This is a genomic window from Methanobacterium sp., from assembly GCA_016222945.1.
In the GTDB taxonomy this organism is placed as follows: Archaea; Methanobacteriota; Methanobacteria; order Methanobacteriales; family Methanobacteriaceae; genus Methanobacterium_D.
The window spans coordinates 13,314-32,037 of record JACRPY010000009.1 but is presented as its reverse complement, the minus strand read 5'-3'; the positions used below and the strand labels follow the sequence as shown (position 1 = coordinate 32,037).

19 protein-coding genes are annotated in these 18,724 nt (G+C 33.2%); 4 read left to right on the top strand and 15 right to left on the bottom strand.

Annotation, left to right across the window (positions count from 1 at the left end):
* Positions 1–56 precede the first annotated feature (56 nt).
* Positions 57–1,190 carry a tetratricopeptide repeat protein gene (locus tag HZC47_11635; protein MBI5681536.1) on the top strand — a complete coding sequence of 378 codons (1,134 nt, stop codon included), beginning with the start codon at positions 57–59 and terminating at the stop codon, positions 1,188–1,190.
* Positions 1,191–1,523: 333 nt separating this feature from the next.
* Entirely contained in the window at positions 1,524–2,405 is an 882-nt protein-coding gene (pdxS, locus tag HZC47_11630) for a pyridoxal 5'-phosphate synthase lyase subunit PdxS (protein MBI5681535.1), read from the top strand.
* 138 nt (positions 2,406–2,543) lie between these two features.
* On the opposite strand, the gene HZC47_11625 is transcribed toward pdxS, so the two are convergent.
* From HZC47_11625 to pdxT, 12 genes are all read right to left on the bottom strand, one after another.
* Positions 2,544–2,930: a hypothetical protein gene (locus HZC47_11625; protein MBI5681534.1), complete on the bottom strand. Its 387-nt coding sequence runs from the start codon at positions 2,928–2,930 to the stop codon at positions 2,544–2,546.
* Positions 2,931–3,185: 255 nt separating this feature from the next.
* Positions 3,186–4,100: a hypothetical protein gene (locus HZC47_11620; protein ID MBI5681533.1), complete on the bottom strand. Its 915-nt coding sequence runs from the start codon at positions 4,098–4,100 to the stop codon at positions 3,186–3,188.
* A 73-nt stretch (positions 4,101–4,173) separates the two neighbouring features.
* Entirely contained in the window at positions 4,174–4,659 is a 486-nt protein-coding gene (locus HZC47_11615; GenBank protein MBI5681532.1) for a 50S ribosome-binding GTPase, read from the bottom strand.
* A 208-nt stretch (positions 4,660–4,867) separates the two neighbouring features.
* The gene (locus tag HZC47_11610; GenBank protein MBI5681531.1) at positions 4,868–5,206 is read right to left on the bottom strand and encodes a P-II family nitrogen regulator; all 339 of its coding nucleotides are present in this window, start codon (positions 5,204–5,206) and stop codon (positions 4,868–4,870) included.
* Positions 5,207–5,229: 23 nt separating this feature from the next.
* The gene (locus tag HZC47_11605; GenBank protein ID MBI5681530.1) at positions 5,230–6,459 is read right to left on the bottom strand and encodes an ammonium transporter; all 1,230 of its coding nucleotides are present in this window, start codon (positions 6,457–6,459) and stop codon (positions 5,230–5,232) included.
* Positions 6,460–6,738: 279 nt separating this feature from the next.
* A complete protein-coding gene (locus tag HZC47_11600; GenBank protein MBI5681529.1) occupies positions 6,739–7,077 on the bottom strand; it encodes a P-II family nitrogen regulator in 339 nt (112 codons plus the stop codon).
* Between the two features lie 62 nt (positions 7,078–7,139).
* The gene (locus HZC47_11595; protein ID MBI5681528.1) at positions 7,140–8,372 is read right to left on the bottom strand and encodes an ammonium transporter; all 1,233 of its coding nucleotides are present in this window, start codon (positions 8,370–8,372) and stop codon (positions 7,140–7,142) included.
* A gap of 310 nt (positions 8,373–8,682) precedes the next feature.
* Positions 8,683–10,182, bottom strand: coding sequence for an alpha-hydroxy-acid oxidizing protein (locus tag HZC47_11590; GenBank protein MBI5681527.1), 1,500 nt, complete (start codon positions 10,180–10,182; stop codon positions 8,683–8,685).
* Position 10,183: 1 nt separating this feature from the next.
* A complete protein-coding gene (locus HZC47_11585) occupies positions 10,184–11,311 on the bottom strand; it encodes a Coenzyme F420 hydrogenase/dehydrogenase, beta subunit C-terminal domain (protein MBI5681526.1) in 1,128 nt (375 codons plus the stop codon).
* Positions 11,286–11,975, bottom strand: coding sequence for a tributyrin esterase (locus HZC47_11580; GenBank protein ID MBI5681525.1), 690 nt, complete (start codon positions 11,973–11,975; stop codon positions 11,286–11,288). The genes HZC47_11585 and HZC47_11580 overlap by 26 nt, the downstream gene beginning before the upstream one ends.
* 13 nt (positions 11,976–11,988) lie before the next feature.
* Entirely contained in the window at positions 11,989–12,906 is a 918-nt protein-coding gene (locus HZC47_11575) for a glutamine amidotransferase (protein MBI5681524.1), read from the bottom strand.
* On the bottom strand, positions 12,894–13,472 hold the full coding sequence (pdxT, locus tag HZC47_11570) for a pyridoxal 5'-phosphate synthase glutaminase subunit PdxT (GenBank protein MBI5681523.1): 579 nt from the start codon (positions 13,470–13,472) through the stop codon (positions 12,894–12,896). The genes HZC47_11575 and pdxT overlap by 13 nt, the downstream gene beginning before the upstream one ends.
* Before the next feature lie 342 nt (positions 13,473–13,814).
* On the opposite strand from pdxT, the gene HZC47_11565 reads away from it, so the two are divergent.
* Positions 13,815–14,081 (top strand): hypothetical protein, encoded by a 267-nt coding sequence (locus HZC47_11565; GenBank protein MBI5681522.1) that lies wholly within the window; start codon positions 13,815–13,817, stop codon positions 14,079–14,081.
* 84 nt (positions 14,082–14,165) lie between these two features.
* On the opposite strand, the gene HZC47_11560 is transcribed toward HZC47_11565, so the two are convergent.
* From HZC47_11560 to HZC47_11550, 3 genes are all read right to left on the bottom strand, one after another.
* The gene (locus HZC47_11560) at positions 14,166–15,128 is read right to left on the bottom strand and encodes a malate dehydrogenase (protein MBI5681521.1); all 963 of its coding nucleotides are present in this window, start codon (positions 15,126–15,128) and stop codon (positions 14,166–14,168) included.
* Between the two features lie 252 nt (positions 15,129–15,380).
* Positions 15,381–15,941 (bottom strand): HEAT repeat domain-containing protein, encoded by a 561-nt coding sequence (locus HZC47_11555; GenBank protein MBI5681520.1) that lies wholly within the window; start codon positions 15,939–15,941, stop codon positions 15,381–15,383.
* 341 nt (positions 15,942–16,282) lie between these two features.
* Entirely contained in the window at positions 16,283–17,254 is a 972-nt protein-coding gene (locus tag HZC47_11550; GenBank protein ID MBI5681519.1) for a tetratricopeptide repeat protein, read from the bottom strand.
* Between the two features lie 250 nt (positions 17,255–17,504).
* Here HZC47_11550 and HZC47_11545 point away from each other — a divergent pair, with 250 nt between their 5' ends.
* Positions 17,505–18,500 (top strand): NAD-dependent isocitrate dehydrogenase, encoded by a 996-nt coding sequence (locus HZC47_11545; protein ID MBI5681518.1) that lies wholly within the window; start codon positions 17,505–17,507, stop codon positions 18,498–18,500.
* Positions 18,501–18,724: the final 224 nt, after the last annotated feature.

Genomic DNA, 18,724 nt, shown 5'->3' with positions numbered 1-18,724 from the left:
GGTGAAGAAGCCATAAATTATCGATAATATATCATTAAAGCGGGTGGAGGTTGTTTATGCCCATATTATTATTTGGAAGCAGTCATCTTGAACTTATAACAGGTAAAAAAACCATAACAATCCGAAAATTATGGAAAAAACCTCTTTTACCTGGTGATCGTCTGCACTGTTACTGGAACCTAATATCAAAGGAGCGGGAAAAGCTATTTGAAGCTGAAGTAACTGGTGTTGAAATTGTAAAATTTAAAGACATCATAAAAAACAACGAACTTGCACAGGAAGAAGGCTACAAAAACGCTGCAGAGCTTGAAAAAGAATTTAAAAGAATGTATCCTGAAGATACTGATGATGAATCTCTTTTCCAGATAATAAAGTTTGAAAAATACGCCATCGATGAATGGGAAGGCGAAAAAATCGATGAAAAGGCAAGAATAACCAAAAGAGCAGATATACTATTTGATTCCGGGAAATTTCAAGATTCAGTACTTTGTTATACAGCAGCATTAAGGCATGACCCTGATGATGCATATCTCCTAAATAAAAAAGGAGATAATCTCTCTCGTTTAGGTAAATTCAATGAAGCCATTGAATGCTATGATAAAGCCTTAGAAATTGATCCAGAAAATGAATATATATTAAATAACAGAGCAATAGCACTATTAAATTCAAATAAGCCAGAAGAAGCACTGGAGTATAATACAACTGCTTTAAAATTAAATAAAAATAATGTAATTGTATTATATTGGAGAGGTTTTATTTTAGAAATGCTCGGTAGGTTTGATGATGCTTTAAGTTGTTATAATCGTATTTTAAAGTTAGATCCTGAAAATCCTGACGTATGGAATGCTAAAGGGAATATATTAACAGAATTAGAAAGAACTGAAGAAGCACTGGAGGCATATGATAAAGCACTGGAATTATCTCTTAGTGAAACTCCGGATGCATCTACATGGAACCGTAAAGGGAATGCTTTACTGGAGCTTGGTAGGTTTGATGAAGCTTTAAAATGTTACAATGATGCAATAAATCTTGAAGATGAAAATGATGTATTTTTATGTAACAAAGGAGTTGTTCTTATGGAAATGGGTGAATTTGAAAAGGCAGTGGACTGTTTTAACAAGGTTTTACAATTAAACCCATCAAATGAGGATGCTCGCGTGTTAAAAGATGAATGTTTAGAGTATTATTAAAAGGAATTTATTTTATTTCAATTATTTATAAATGATGTAGTTTACTTCGTTAAATTACCTATTACGAAGTCAATCGGAAATTTGTTAGAAGTTTGTTGGGAATATTTAATCTTCATGTATTTTCAATTGGAAGGGCTGATTTTTGATTATTGTTATCTGGTGAATTCTCATTAAAACTATTTAATATTTGAAATCAAACTATGATTAAGTTGAAAAGATATATAATATAACAATTGTTATATATTATTTACCTAAATATTAAAATAGTGTTTAAGCATAGTTCATGCTTTTTAGATTAAAAATTAAGTTTAAAAAAAATCATGGAGGAAGTTTATGTTACATGGAACCGAAATTTTAAAGACAGGATTCGCCAAAATGACAAAAGGCGGAGTCATAATGGATGTTGTAAATGCTGAACAAGCCGAAATTGCAGAAAATGCAGGTGCAGTTGCAGTAATGGCTCTTGAAAAAGTTCCAGCAGATATAAGAGCTTCAGGCGGCGTTGCAAGAATGGCAGATCCATCAAAAGTTATTGAAATAATGGATGCAGTATCCATACCTGTCATGGCCAAAGTAAGAATAGGACACTTTGTAGAAGCACAAGTATTAGAATCCCTTGGTGTGGACATGATTGATGAAAGCGAAGTTTTAACTCCAGCAGATGAAAAATACCACGTTGATAAAAAGAAATTCACAATACCATTTGTTTGCGGTGCAAGAAACCTTGGCGAAGCACTACGAAGAATAGATGAAGGAGCTGCAATGATACGGACAAAAGGAGAAGCAGGCACAGGAAATGTTGTTGAAGCTGTAAGACACATGAGAAAAATACAAGGTACAATAAGAGAAATCCAAAATAAAACAGAAGAAGAACTATGGGGAATTTCAAGGGAATTAGAAGCTCCATACGAACTTGTAAAACAAACAGCCGAACTTGGCAAACTTCCAGTCGTAAATTTTGCAGCAGGAGGAGTTGCAACACCAGCAGACGCAGCACTTATGATGCAGCTTGGAGCAGACGGAGTATTTGTCGGATCAGGAATATTCAAGTCAGAAATGCCTGAAAAAGTGGCATTAGCGATTACAGAAGCAACAGCTAACTATGAAGATGCAGGAATTCTGGCTAAAGTTTCAAGAGGCCTTGGAAAAGCAATGCCAGGACTTGAAATGAGCGAAATTCCAGAAGAAGAAAGACTTCAAAAAAGAGGATGGTAAAAAAGTAGAGGTATACTCATTTTACCTCTATATTCATAATTTAAATAATAATACAGATATAAATCCTCTATTTTCTTATTTTACATTCTTAAAATATAATTAAAGAAAAAATAAATAGTTTTTTTTCAGTTTTCAGTTTTAAACATGGCCTGTTCCACCACAAGTTGGACAAGTTATTGATCCTGTTCCACCACAAACACGGCATGTTTGACCTGCTGTTGAGCCTCCCTGGACAATTCCAGTACCGTCACATGTCTCTCCTCCTGTAACTGTGTTATAACAGGTTACTGTACCGTATCCATTACATTGAGGGCAAACAGTGGAACTCGTTTTTTTGGAACCGCTGGATTTAGATGATGAACTACTTGTTGAGGATTTTGTGTTAGTACTACCCTGAGTTCCTTGATCACTTGAATAATTTGCAGTATTCGTTGAATTATCAGCAGGATTTGTATTTATACATCCCGAAACACTTACAAAAATGACTAAAAACGAAATTATACCTATAATCAGTTTATTTTTCATAATTTTGGCCTCATATTTTATATTAATTATTATCCACTAACATTATTAATAAATTTTTCTTTAATAACTTTGAAATTAAAGTAATACAATATAAAAATGTTTTTAACAGGCTAATAAAAATTTAACCATCTCTTCTAAAAATAAAACTGATTTAATATAATATTAGCAGTTTAATTTTGTTAAATTCTGAAGATGAAAAAAATATATGGTTAAAAATGAGGAATAGTCATTTAATAGATAAATCCATCTGAAGGATTATTCAATGGCTTCTCCACCCCTTTCTCCAGTTCTGATTCGTATTGCACTTTTTATAGGAGATATAAATATTTCATCATGGATATCTTCTGTTTTAATGGATTTAATTGCCTCAAATACATATTGGGCATCTTCTCTTTTTATCACCATGTTTATCTCAACCTTTTGAGGGATATTTATACTATAATTACTGCCCCTGTATGATTCATGGGTAATAGAATGATTATCGACATATCCCACTTCTATTACAGTTATATTTGAAAATCCAACTTCTTCCAACGCTGTTTTTACATTTTCTAATTCTATGGGGTGCATAAACAGCTTTAATTTGCATATTTCTGTTGTAATATCCTTTTTATTTGTTGGTTTTATTTTTTTTATTATATTTTTTAATTCTGGCTTTTCATCAGCTTCTATTTCCGGAGATTTCGCACCGTTAATGATATTAATGAACTTATCTTTTGGTTTAATTTCATTGGTTGTGTTTTTTATTAAATTGAGTAGTATTTTTAAGCCGTCACTTACTCCGATTCCATCTAATGCTATTGTTGGGATTATAATTACATTAAAATTGATTTTTAAAATATTGGGATTTAAATCTTGTTTGTTTGCAAATATAATATAAGGAATATGTTTCTTATTAATATAACTCGTTATTTCTGTATCTGTTTCACTAATACCTTTTGAATTATCTATAACTACAATTATTCCATCTATTTCATCAGTTATTACATCTTCAAGGAGTTTAAATCCTTCTGTACTTGGAGAACTAAAAAGGTAAGTGGAATTATTGTTAATTATTGCTTTTTTGTAGTCAAATCGTAATATTTTTATATTTTCATCAGGGGTTATATGCTGTAAAGCTGTGGTTTTTCCAGAACCAGAAGCCCCTAAAAGCAGTACTTTTCTTTTCATTTATTATCACCTCATATTGAGACGTGTCGCCAAATACTTTTTAAATATAATTTAATCAAAATATTTAAAATGTTCAACTGCTACATATGGCTTTTAGTGGGGGATTGGTTTCATTTTGGTCTATTAAATCTAATAGTATCTTCAATCCATGATTAATTCCCATGCCATTTATTGCAATGGTTGGGATAATAGGTGCTTTGATAAATTCAATGTTTAAGCATTTATTGCTTATATCTTGCTTATTTGCAAATATTACAAAGGGTACTCTTTTTTCTTCAACGAATTTGATTATTTCCATGTCATTTTTTGTTATATCCTTTGTATTATCAATGAAAATTATGGCACCATTGATATTCTTGCACAATATGTCTTGCATGAACTTAAAACGTTTATTTCCTGGAGAACTGAAAAAATGGGTTTTTTTATTATTAATCACTGTTTTTCCATAATCTAATGCTGTAGTTTTTATCATGTCACTGCAGATGTGCTTTAGGGCGGTGGTTTTTCCAGAGTTTGATGTTCCTAAAATTACAATTTTTTTAACTTCTTTAATTTCCATAAAATATCTCCTACGGAAAAAGGAAACATATTTCCGATAGTTAATAATTGAATTTTTAATATATATAGTTTTCTCTAAAATTAAGCCATTATGGACAATAAAAAATCATGCAATAATTGATATCAAAAATAAAGTAATGTTTAACTCTAAAAATTAAAAAAAAAGAAAAATTAGATAAGAAAAATAATAAAAGAGATTTTAAGCAATATTAAACTGCCCCATCCCCTCTTTCTCCAGTTCTTATCCGTATAACCTCTTCTACTGATGATATAAAGATTTTTCCGTCTCCAATATCTCCAGTTTGAGCTGTTTTCACTATAGCTTGAATAACATCTTCAACATCTTTGTCTTTAACGATAATTTCAAGCCTTGTTTTTGGTAACATGTCTATTCTGTAGTCACTGCCCCTGTAACTTTCTGTTACACCAAGCTGCCGCCCCCGACCTTTTACTTCTGTAACTGTCACTCCATGGCATTCAATTTCCTCTAAAGCATTTTTTACATCATCTAACTTATTCGGCCGTATTATAGCAATTATTCCTTTCATTTTTCCACGTCCTTATTTCATATTTAAATTCTGTAACCTGATTCCTCGTGTAGATTAGTATCTAATCCTTCAATTTCTTCTTTAGGCTCAACTCTTAGTCCTATAGTATATTTTATGGCTAAACCTATAATCATTGTTACTACAAATGAATAAACTCCAACAACTGCTACTGCAATTATTTGAGTAGTTAACTGTCCAGGGTTCCCATAGAAAAGCCCAGTTCCAAGTGAATTTATAAATGGTGCTGCAAAAAGCCCTGTGGCAATTGCTCCCCATAAACCTGACATTCCGTGTATTCCAAATACATCCAGAGCATCATCGTAACCTAAACGTGGTTTTAACCATGCTATTGCAGTGTATGAAATAACTGAAGTTACAAGACCAATAATTATTGCGGCTTGAACAGTTACAAAACCTGCTGCTGGAGTAATAGCTACTAAACCTGCTATTGCACCAGATAAAGCACCTAATAATGTTGGTTTACCAGTTTTTAGATAATCTATGATTATCCATGAAATTAAACCTGCTGCTGCTGCAGTGTTAGTTGCAATGAATGCTGATCCTGCAAGACCTCCTGCAGTTAGCGCGGATCCGGCGTTGAATCCAAACCAACCAAACCATAGAAGTGCTGCTCCAATTACAGAGTAACCGAGCTGGTGTGGAAGTAAAGTTGTGTCTTTTCTACTTCCTAAAAGGATTACTAATGCTAGTGCAGCGATTCCTGAGTTTAAGTGTACAACTGTACCTCCTGCAAAGTCAAGAGCACCCATGTTGAATAATAATCCTCCACCCCATACCATGTGAGCAATAGGAACATAAACTAAGGATACCCAGGCCACCACGAATATCAACCATGAAGAGAATTTCATTCTTCCAACTACTGCTCCAGATATAAGTGCAATGGTAATTGCTGCAAATGTCATCTGGAATGCGATATATACTGTAGATGGTATTGTAGGTGCAAGAGATGCCAGTGAATTTACATCTATTCCACTAAACAATAAATTTGCTGGATTTCCTATCAATCCCATTAACATGTCTTGACCAAATGCAAACTGGTAACCGTAAAGTACCCAGATTATGCTTGTTATGGCGAATGCAATGAGGGATAGAAACATTGTATTTAAAACATTTACTTTTTTTGTAAGGCCCCCATAGAATAATGCGACACCAGGAATGGTCATCAGCATTACGAGAGCTGTAGAGATAAGCATCCATGCTGTATCTCCAGAGTTAAGAATAGGATCTGCCATTTTTTTTCCTCCGTTTTCAATTAATTTTTTATTAAAGCGTTTTTAAGACTTTAATTAGCGTTATTTTAATTTTGTGTTAAATCAATTTGCATCATATTTTCTAATTATCGGATACCGGTAACATACTTCCGATATATTAAACTAGTTTCTGATCATTTATAAATGTTTCGATGGTCATTATTAATCATCAATTTTTAATGAAATTAAAATCAGTCAAAATAATGGAAAATAAATATTACACTTAAGAAATGTATATTTAAAAAAAAATAAATTGGAGAGTTAAATTGCGTTTTCTCCTCTTTCGCCGGTTCGTATCCGTACAACGTCTTCTACTGGTGATATAAAGATTTTTCCGTCTCCAATATCTCCAGTTTTTGCTGTTTTTACAATAGTTTGTATTATATTTTCTACATTAGCTTCGTTGGTGACTATTTCAAGTTCTGTCTTTGGAAGAAGGTCTATTCGGTAATCACGGCCCCTATAATTTTCTGTAATGCCTAATTGTCTTCCACGCCCTTTAACATCCTTTACTGTCATTCCATGGCAGCCAATTTCTTCAAGGGCATTTTTAACCATCTCGAATTTGTCTGGCCTTATGATAGCGATTATCTTTTTCATTTGTTCACATCCATTTCATAATTTCTTTAATTAGATTACACTATATGTTCATTTATATATGTCTAAGATAATCTGTAACCGGATTCCTCATGTTGGTTAATGTCAAGACCCTGTATTTCGTGTTTTTCATCAACTCTAAGGCCAATTATTTTGTCTATGATTTTAGCAATAACAAATGTCATTATAAATGCGTAAATTCCAACAACTATAATTGCTAATAACTGTACTCCAATTAAATGGAAGTTTCCAAATAGAATGCCTCCAGTGGTGGCACTGTTTATAAGAGGACTTGCAAATATACCGATTGCAATTGCCCCTGTAATACCACAAACTCCATGAATCCCAAATACATCAAGCGCATCATCATACCCAAGACGAGGTTTAAGCCATGAAACTGCAGTGTATGCAAGTATTGAAGCAACAAATCCAATGATTATGGCTGCTGTGATGTTTACATATCCTGCTGCAGGAGTTATTGAAGCTAAACCTGCTATTGCACCGGATAATGCTCCGAGCATGGTTGGTTTACCTGTTTTAATTTTATCCATAAGCATCCAAGCAAGCATACCAACTGCTGCAGATACATTGGTAACAATCATTGCAGAAACGGCCAAATTGCCTGCAGATCCTGCAGATCCTGCATTAAATCCAAACCAACCAAACCATAAAAGTCCCGCACCCATTATTGAATATCCTAAGTGGTGAGGGAGTAATTTTGCATCTTTTCTAACCCCAAGAAGCAATACAAGAGCCAGTGCAGCGATACCGCTTGTTAAATGTACAACAATACCTCCTGCAAAGTCCAATGCACCTAATTTAGCGAGCCAGCCGCCACCCCACATCCAGTGAGCTACAGGTACATAAACAAGAGTAAACCACACCGGTACAAACGCAAGCCATGCAGAAAACTTCATTCTTTCAACTACTGCTCCAGATATAAGTGCTACTGTAATAGCTGCAAAAGTCATCTGGAATATTGCATAAAGTCCCGTTGGTATTGTAGATGCATATGTGGATAATGTTTTTGTTTCTAAAACCCCTCCAAAGAATGGATTGGTAAGACTTCCTAATATTCCCCATATATCTGTTCCAAATGCAAGATCGTAACCATATACAAACCAGAGAACACTAACGATTGCAAAGGTAACAAATGATAGGAACATGGTGTTTAATACATTTTCTCTTCTAATAAGACCTCCATAAAATAGAGCTACACCGGGAATAGTCATTAAAATAACAAGAGCGGTTGATATTAGCATCCATGCTGTATCACCAGAGTTAAGAATAGGATCCATAAATTTTATTCCTCCATTTTATTATTTAATTATTGATTTTATTAATATTTTTGCTTGTTTTAGACATTAAATTGTCATAAACTGTTTGGTTGAACCCTTAACCATAAAAAATTTATAAAAGGAAAAGGGATGTAGGAAACATATTTCCGTTGTACTATTTGTGGTAAAATATTGTATATAATCTTTTTGGTGAATGAATCATTTAATCCAAAAAAAAAATTTTAACTTATTAAAATTAGTAACAAATTAATTTACAAAATAACAATTAGTTTAAAAAAATATTAAAAAATAAAAAAAATGAAGATTCCCATTAATATTTAACAGGAGATTCTAAACCGGCCATTTTAACACCAGTTAAAAGAGATGATTCAACAGTTAATGCTCTTAAATCATCTTTTTCAAGTTTAAAGACGTCAGTATTTCCTGCTTGTTGTGTAAGCATACAAGCTTCTTCAGTCATAGCTTCTATGTATCTTGCAACTTTTTTACCGCCTTCAAGATAATCTAAACGTTTCCTGAGCTTTGGATCTTGAGTTGCAATTCCCTTTCTACATGTTCCAGTATAACACATCTGACAAACTCTGCATCCAATTGAAACTAAAGCAGATGTCGCTATATATGTTGCATCAGCACCTAAAGCAAGTGCTTTTGCTACATCAGCCCCGTTTCTAATACCTCCACCAGCTACAAGGCTCACTTCTTCACGTAAATTCACATGTTTTAAGGCCTCGTCAGCCTCTACAATTGCTGCTATTGTTGGTACACCGGAGTGCTCTGTAACTATATCTGGACCTGCACCAGTTCCGCCCTGCATTCCATCTACAACGATTATGTCTGCACCTGCTTTTGCTGCAATCTTTACATCGTCACTTACTCTACCTGAGGTGAATTTAACGATAATTGGAACTTTCCAGTTGGTTATTTCCCTTAGCTGGTCGATTTTCATGCTTAAATCTTCAGGCCCTACAATGTCCATGTGTCTTGCTGGGCTTAAAGCGTCTGTTCCTTCAGGAATTTTCCTGATTTTGGAGACTTCTGCTGTAACTTTTTCACCTAAAAGGTGTCCTCCCATTCCCGACTTTGCACCTTGACCTATTTTGATTTCCACAGCTTCTGAGTTATTTAAATAATCTGCAGATACTCCAAATCTTCCTGAAGCATATTGTGCTATAAGTTTTTTAGCGTATTTCCGTTCTTCTGGAAGCATTCCACCTTCACCAGTGTTTGTAGCGGTTCCAGCAAGTGTTGCACCCATAGCAAGGGCTATTTTTGCTTCTTTACTTAATGCACCAAATGACATTGCAGCAATCATTATGGGGGTGTCAATTTCAAGCGGATTTTCTGCATATCTTGCTCCAAGAGTTATTTTTGTGTTACAGGGCTCCCTGTATTTGTCAATAGGGGGTCTTGAGACTTGTGCGGGAACAATTACCAGATCATCAAATGTAGGAATGGTTCTTGTTGCTCCACAGCCCCTTACTTTATAACTGCCTTCATTTGATTTTCTTTTAATTTCAACCAGGTCTGTAAATGACCATACATTTCTGTGGTCTTCTGGAACTGCATTTACTTCTATTGCATTGTTTGGACACATTTCTTCACATATCCTGCATCCAACACAGTTTTCATGATGTATAGGATAAGTTTCATCATCAATTATTTCATAAACGTCATGAGGGCAGTTGTTATAGCATGAGTAGCAGTTTTTACAGAGTTCTTCATCTCGATTGTCGCACATATACCAGCAGCAACCAGGCCTATCAAAGTTTCTTTTGCAAAGTTCATTGTTTTTTTCAATTTTAAATGGCAATTTAGCTTCCCCCTTTAACTTCTTTAAGTGGTTTAAAAATTGGACATGCTGCGTATTTTGTTCCGGAAGCCTTTAGCACTTCTGCAACGTTGTCTGTAATCTTTGCTTCTGGTTTCCATGGATCAGCACTGCTTTTATCAACAACTATTGCATTGTCCACTAATTTATTGGATAATGCATAGGTTAGAAGTGCTGTTGCAACTCCTCCGTCTTGACCCTCTACCATGGGAGCTTTTGCAGATAATATTTTTATGTATTTTCCAAATGGTTCTTTATCTAATTCATTGCTCAATATTTCATCTGGAACGTAGGTTCTGGGACATGCAACATAACATTTATTGCATCCATCTGGACATTTACCTTTAATTTGTGGCTTTCTATCTCTTATTTCCACTATTTCTTCAGGACAGGCGTAGACACATGCTCCACAAAGAACACATGCACCGATGTCGATTATATCTCCTCTTAAATCTTCAAATTGACAATCTGAAACTTCATTTATGAATTCTTCTCCAGATATCTGTCTTCTGTATATCACAGGCCTTGCTACTGTTTCCCTTGCATTGATTTCTAATTTATTTTCCCTTTTTTTCTCATTTGCAAGTTTTTCCATTAGTTTAAGCCCTGATTCTTCCATAGTTTTTGTTTCTATATAATTATCTTTTGCTGCGGCTTCAATTAGTTTAAGCCCTTTTTCTGTTCTTATGATAATTGTAGACCATCCTTCAGGAGAACCTACTGAACCTACTGAAACGTCAGATTGTTCTGAAGTGAAATCCATGCAGATTTTACAGTTTTTACGCATGCATTTTTTTGCTTTATTTAGAGGAATTTTAACAACTTTTTCATCTGATAAATAAATCCAGAGATTACCCTTTTCTATTCTACATTCTGTGATATTTTCCATATCCACATCATAATCTTTGAGCATTTCTTTCATGTAAGAGTAAGAGAAGTTTTCCATGCAGAAAAGCCCTATTTTAATATCTACCGGGAATTCTTCATCCAAAAATTTATCCATTTTGGTTGCTGCAAGAATTTGGCATGGTGTTCCAACCATTGCTATTTTTTGTTGGTTATTAGCTTGAATAATATCTTCCCCCTTATCCTTCCTCTGATTCTTTACCATAGAAAGGTCTTTTGCTTCTTGGAACTATTTTTCTGAACTTATTATATTTTTCGTCATCCAGTTTGAATCCGTAAGCAGGTAAGAGTTCTTTTAGTTCTTTTTTATCTTCATCATCAATTTCTTTTACTTTAGCGTTTTTTCCAAGGCTTTTTATCTCTCCAAGTACGTATATGGCTCCTCGTATAATTGATTCGCCAGCGTCATCTGAAATATCTCCAAGAATGATTATGCGCCCGCCCATCATGAAAAGGCCGCTCATAAATCCAGAGTTACCACCAATTATGATGGTGCCGTTTTTCATTATTTCTCCAGTTCTGGATCCAACATTTCTTCTAACTACGACTGTACCACCATATATTCCTTGTCCAACCCCGTCTCCGGCTGCTCCATCTATTATAACTTCTCCTTCAGTCATATTATCTGCTGGAAACCATCCTGCATTTCCAGTTATATGTATTTTGGCACCATCTATCATTGTTCCTGCAAAGTAACCAGCAGAACCATCAATTACTATTTCAGCATCATCTGTAAGTCCTGCAACCATGTAATGCATTGCATTTGGGTTTTTTATAATGATCTTGTCATTTTCTTTTGCAGCTTGTTTTACGGCGCGGTTTAAATCCCTTGGAACCATTGAATTAGCATCAATTTTTATTTCCCTCATGAAACCACCTATTTTAAATTGTATATGCCCTTGATTCTCCTGGCGATATTTGATCTATATCATGTGTGTCCATTACTGCTCTAAGAGAAACCTCTTCAGAAGCTATGGCAAATACATCATCATTTTCTGCAAGAACACCAGGTCTAAGTCCTAACTGGTCTTTTGCTATTCCAACACCATTTGGTGTCCCTACAATATATGAAAATGGCCCGTCCATGTCTTTAACTGATTGCTCGAGGGCCTCTTCTAATTTATAGCCTTCATGGAGTTTATCAGCTATGTAATGCACTATACATTCTGTATCGTTATTTGTCTCGAAAATATGTCCTTTTCTTTCTAATGGGTCTCTTATTTTCCAGTAATTTGTAATTTGTCCATTGTGAACTACAGTTATGTCGGGAGTGATATAACTTTGGAATGGATGTGCATGATAACGGTCAACTATACTTTCTGTTGAGAATCGGGTATGACCAATTGCATGTGTTCCCATTTTTGAATAAGTGTCATATCTATCTGCAATTTCTTTTACTAATCCTACATCTTTAATCATTTCAAAAGAATGGCTTCCATTAAGTACTATTACGTCATCTAATTTGTCAATATCCATAATTAATGGTTTAAGTTCTTCAAATGAATTTAAAGATATTTTACATCTGAATATATTGTAATTTTCTACTGATGGAATTATTTCTTCTGATTTAATTGATGTAGTTGCATTTACAGTTTCTTTTACAATGTTTAAAAGTCCTTTTTTTTCTTTTACTTCAATGTTCAATAAATATTCGTGTTCTGCTAAACCCAGGCCTCCATAAATGGAGAAACCTGCAGAATCGGGTCCTCTGTGTTGTAGAGCATCAAGCATTCTGGTCATGATGTCACCTACTGGATGAAGTTTTTTGTCTTTAAATACTACTCCTGCTATTCCGCACACTTTAATACCTCCTTTATGAAGTATTTGTGGATTTTTGTATCACCTGTAAGCTCTGGATGAAAAGCTGTGGCAATAAACTTCCCACTTTTTACTGCAATAATTTTTTCATTATATTCTGAGAGTATATCTACATTTTCCCCTACTTTTTCGATGTAAGGAGCCCTTATAAAAACACCTTTGAATTTCCCACCAAAAATTTCGACTTCATCTTCAAATGAGACTTTTTGTCGGCCAAAAGCGTTTCTTTTAACTTCCATATCGATTAATCCAAGTAAAGGCTGTTTGTAATCGGTTTTTTTTGCAAGAAGAACCATTCCTGCGCATGTTCCAAGTACAGGTATATTTTGACTTATTAACATGTCTTTAATGCCTGTTTTTTCCATTAATTTGCCGATAACAGTACTTTCGCCACCTGAAATTATTATCCCGTCACATTTTGAAAGGTTTTCAGTTGTTTTTACTTTAAAAACATCAGCTTTAGCGTCCATATCTTCTAATGCCTTTTTTGTTATTTCAAAATGTTCTAAAACGTCTCCCTGTAAATTTAAAATTCCGATATTGGTCATATTGTTTCCTCTGTTATCGTGATTCTTATCTAAATTTTGTAAGCTGATAATATTTGAAAATAAATATTATATAAATTTACCGGAAATTTATTTCCGAGAACACGTTTCTTTTAAAAGATGAATTTCTATAGGGTTATTTGTTATACATTGTTCAAAATTTTAGTTGTATCCTATGATATAACTGAACACTTATATAAACTTTTTCTGTTTACTTGCATGTTATTTGATATATAAAAAGATTGTCTTTTTTTCAACAAGGTATATATGCTATAAACTAAAAGTCAAAGTTATATCAATTTAACAAAGATCCAATAAGATCCACTAAATTGAAGGAGTGAAATTATGGACAAATTAACAATAGGACTAATGGTAATTATAGTTATAATTGCCGGCGTTATTGGCTACATTTTTGGATCTCAAAATTCTGAGAGTTTACCTATTATTTTATCCAATAATACAACCAATGATTCGGGATTGAATTCAGATATAACGAAAACAACAAAAACTAAGAATAAAACAAGCACTACAACTAAAAAAAATACAACTACTGTGATTAATAAGACACAACCTACACCTAATGGGACATGTTCAACTGCTTTAAGTTATTAGGTTAAATAATCATTTAACCTTATTTCTATTTTTAAAGGACATTGAAAAGGCAATATATAAAAATAATATTATTTAATTATCAGCCTATTTTAAAACTTTCATTAGTTTATCTGTATCTTTTTTAACTATTTCAGCTGCTTTTAAAAAGCTTTCACGCTCAGATTCGCTCATTTTTATGGGTAATATTCCTTTTATGCCATCTATTCCAAGTTTAACAGGTACTCCAAGACAAACATCTTCTATACCTTCTATATCTCTGTCCAGATAGGCACTAACTGTCAATATTTTATTTTCATTATTTAAAATGGTAGTTACAATGTTTGAAATTGCAAATGCCGGTCCATACTCTGTTGCACCCTTTTTACCTATAATATTGCTTCCTGCGTTTTTAACTTTTTCAATGGTTTTTTTAATATCGAAAGGTTCATAACCAGTAAAATAATCCCATGCAGAGTAATATTCAATGGGAATACCTCCAATTGATGTTGAACTTATGAGGGGAACCATTTGTGGGCCGTGTTGACCTACTATTCTGGTGTGAATTTCACTTACATGCACGTGGAAGTGTTTTGCAATATATGTTTTGAATCTCAAAGAATCAAGGTGATTTCCAAGTCCAAATACTTTATTCTTTTTAAATCCAGAAGCTTTCAATGCCACATAGGTCATAACATCTACAGGGTTAGTTATAACCAGAATTATTGCATCTGGAGCAATTTCTGCCACTTTTTTTGCGTATTCTGCCACTATCTTTGCATTTTGAACTCCAAGATCTTCTCTTTCTTCTCCAGCTTTCCTTGAAATTCCTGCACTTAAAACAACCACATTTGAATCTTCAATGTCTTTAAGGTCACATGTTGTTTTTATAGATACATATATTCCTTTTGCAGCTAATGCATCATAAATATCAAGAGATTCACCTTCTATTTTACAAAGACTTTCTTCTCTTGCAAAAAGCACTAATTTACCTACGGAATTTTCCTCAGCAAGACAGAAAGCTGCTGCTCTACCTACTCGTCCTGTTGCACCAATTATACTAACTTTCAATATTTACACCTTCATGCCTAATTTAAATTAATTCACAGTATAGAATTCATTATCTTTTAATTTTATAGGGAGTTATTTATGTTGTTGTAATTATTAAAAGTAATTATTATCTCCACAAATAACTGAATAAAAAGATATTCTTTAATTTTTGGCTAATCGTTAATTTGCATTTTTTTTAGAGTTTAAAAGGTTAATTTCATGCTTAATTTTATTGGAACTTAAGTGATGTATGGTGTTTTGTTAAAAATTCAACTATTGCAGCTTTGTTAAAGATGCTTTTGCCACTTTCTGTACAAAACCGCTTTTATCATTAGTACATTTGTTTAATGGTTCAATTGCTTTTTTGTCTCCTAATTCTCCGAGAGCCCATGCTGCTCCACTTCTAACAAAACCGCTATCATCATCAAGAACATTTATAAGAGGATCTGTAGCATCTTTACTTTTAATTTTTCCAAGAGCCCATGCACTGCCTCCTCGAACACGCCAATTATCATTTTTTAAAGAATTAACCAGTGGTTCAACTGCAGATTCTCCCATATTTCCAAGAGCCCCTGATGCATGTCTTCTAACCCATTTATTGCTATCATCCATAGTTTTAAGCAATGGTTTGATTGCACGAGGATCTCCAATTTTTCCAAGAGTAAGTGCGGATATTTTCCGGACATTACTATTTTTATTATCTAAAGCTTGAATTAAGTCTTCAACTGCAGGTTCTCCAATTTCTTCTAGAAGTTCTGATATTTGAAGTTGAACATATTCATCATCATCTTCTAAATTTTGGATTAATCTTTTAATATTCTCTTCTCTTTCCATTTTCTACAGCTCCACTTTATATTCTTTATTCCATGTTTTAGGAACATTTAGTTCATTATTTAAATTTGATATTTTAATTTTTGTATTTAAATAAATCTCTTAAAACTATTATTTGTTCGTCATGTTGCATATATTTAATGGAATGATGGAATTGAATGAATGCTAATTTGTTGAAGTTTGGCATAATCACTGTTTTTGCAGTTCATGTAAAAATAATGAAAATAAATGGATAATATCTGTTTAAATTAGTTTAATACAGATTTATGGGTTGATTAAGATAGATTGTTCATGAAGAATTATTAAAGAAGATATAATAAAGTGGAGATGGTGTGATTAATTCATCACAAGCATATGTCCTCACTGTACAATGTATTTATAAGATCCTTTGCAATTGATTCTCCTTTTTTATCATTCAACTCGTTAAATATTTCAACGGACCTTTTAAATAGATTATATATCTTATCTTCGTTTCCTAATATGTAATAAACTGTTCCGAGTAATAGAAGAGAGAATGCTTCTACTTTTTTATCTTCTATTTCATAAGACAATTCGAATGCATCTTTAAAATTATTCAATGCACTGTAATTTTTTTCTTCATCTAAAAGAAAACGTCCCATTATTAAAAGCATTACCATCTCTTTTTCATGTTCTCCATTTTTATGGGCATCAACAATAGATTTTCTAAGATAACCGGTTTTATATTCGTTTTCGCTACAATCAACTTTATATTTCTTTTTAACTATTTTCATTATTTTATCTAATTTTGGTGATATTTTTTTGTAATTAAGGATGCACTCCTGTTCTTCTTCTTCAGCAAGATACTCATCAAGGTTACTTTCTGCAACAATCTCATATTCTGAGCTATCCTCAGATACTGGAGATTTTAAAGATTCTTTAACTTCGTCAGGTTTTTCTGCAATCTTGATGGCATCCCGTATATCTTCAGCTTCTTTTATTTTATCAAATAACTCATCTTTTAGTGGAGATTTAATTTCAGCATATATTTGGAATGATTTTATGTATTTTTCTATAGCTTTGTCTATTTGTCTCATGCTAAGGAATACATCACCCATTAAATCGAGTACAAATGCTTCACCGTCCATTTCATTAAGCTTATGGTAAATTTGCAAGGCATTATTAAAAAATTCGATTGATTCTTCAAATCTTTCTTCTTCTAAGCGATATACACCCATATCAATTAGAACATCTGCTTCATTTTCTTGATATTCTTTTAATTTTTTTTTATAATGTTTGAATGAACCTTTGCCCTTCAATCTGTCAAATGATCCGATGGATTGGAATATATCCCACATATTTATCACACAAAAGTTATTTTACCACTTTAAACGTATTTAATGAAAAATTTTAATTTACGCTGGTTTTTTAAATATTTGTATTTTAATTATTATTATAATTAATCTTAATTTAAAAAATATTTGCCTAATATCAATATGAAAATTTATTTTAATTTCTTCGGATAAATTACATCAATATTCAGTTAAAAAATAGTTTCATAGTAGGAATATAAAAAATAATAAATATTGGGGATATATGGGTGTATAAATGTATAATATAACAGTGATTCATGGGGATGGCATTGGAAAAGAAGTTATGGAAGCAGCGATTCATGTTTTAGGTGCGTTAGACATCCAATTTAATTATAATGTGGCACTTGCAGGAAATGAATGTTTTCAGAAAACAGGAACAACAATACCTGAAGAGACAATTAAACTAGCAAAAAATGCAGATGCAACACTTTTCGGTGCTGTAACAACTGTTCCTGGCCAAAAAAGTGCAATTATAACTTTAAGGCAGGAGTTGGATCTTTATGTTAATTTGAGGCAGGTTAAGTCTTATCCTGGTACTAAGAGTCTTCATGATGATTTGGATTTTGTTATTGTGAGGGAGAATACTGAGGGGCTTTATATTGGTATTGAGGAAGAAACTGAAGATGGGGCTACTGCTTTAAGGGTTATAACTCGGAAAGCGAGTGAGAGGATTTGTAAGTTTGCTTTTGATTATGCTAAGAAGACTGGTAGAGGTAAGGTTACTGCTGTTCATAAGGCTAATGTGCTTAAAAAGACTGATGGGCTTTTTAGAGATATTTTTTATGATGTAGCGGGAGATTACAGTGATATTGGGACTGATGATCGTTATGTGGATGCTACAGCCATGTTTTTCATCACTAACCCTCATATGTTCGATGTAATCGTAACCACAAACTTATTCGGCGATATACTCTCAGATGAAGGCGCAGGACTCGTAGGGGGACTAGGACTAATGCCCTCAGCAAACATAGGAGAAAATAGTGCTTTATTCGAGCCAGTACATGGATCAGGGCCAGATATTGCAGGTAAAGGTATATCAAATCCTTCTGCTATGATTTTGTCTGTAGTTTTAATGTTGGATTACCTTGAAGAGCATGATGCAGCCTGTACTCTCGAAAATGCTTTGATAGAAGTTTTAAGCGAAAATAAAATTGTAACTAAGGACCTTGGTGGAAATGCATCCACAATGGAAATGGCCCGCGAAGTTAGAAACAAAATAGAAAGAAAATAATTGTTTAGGGCTTTATATATGAAATAAATTATCTATTTTTCATGTTTAAAAGTGAATTGTGCAAATTTTATTTTAAGAGTGGATGTTGTCATCGTAAGTTTTATATTGTTACAACATCATACTTTCTATAGGATTAAGGGTGATATAACGTACGTTATTGTTTTTAAGTCATTTTGGAATTAAAATTATTCAAAAATGACAAACCAAAGCCGCCTTTAATCAAA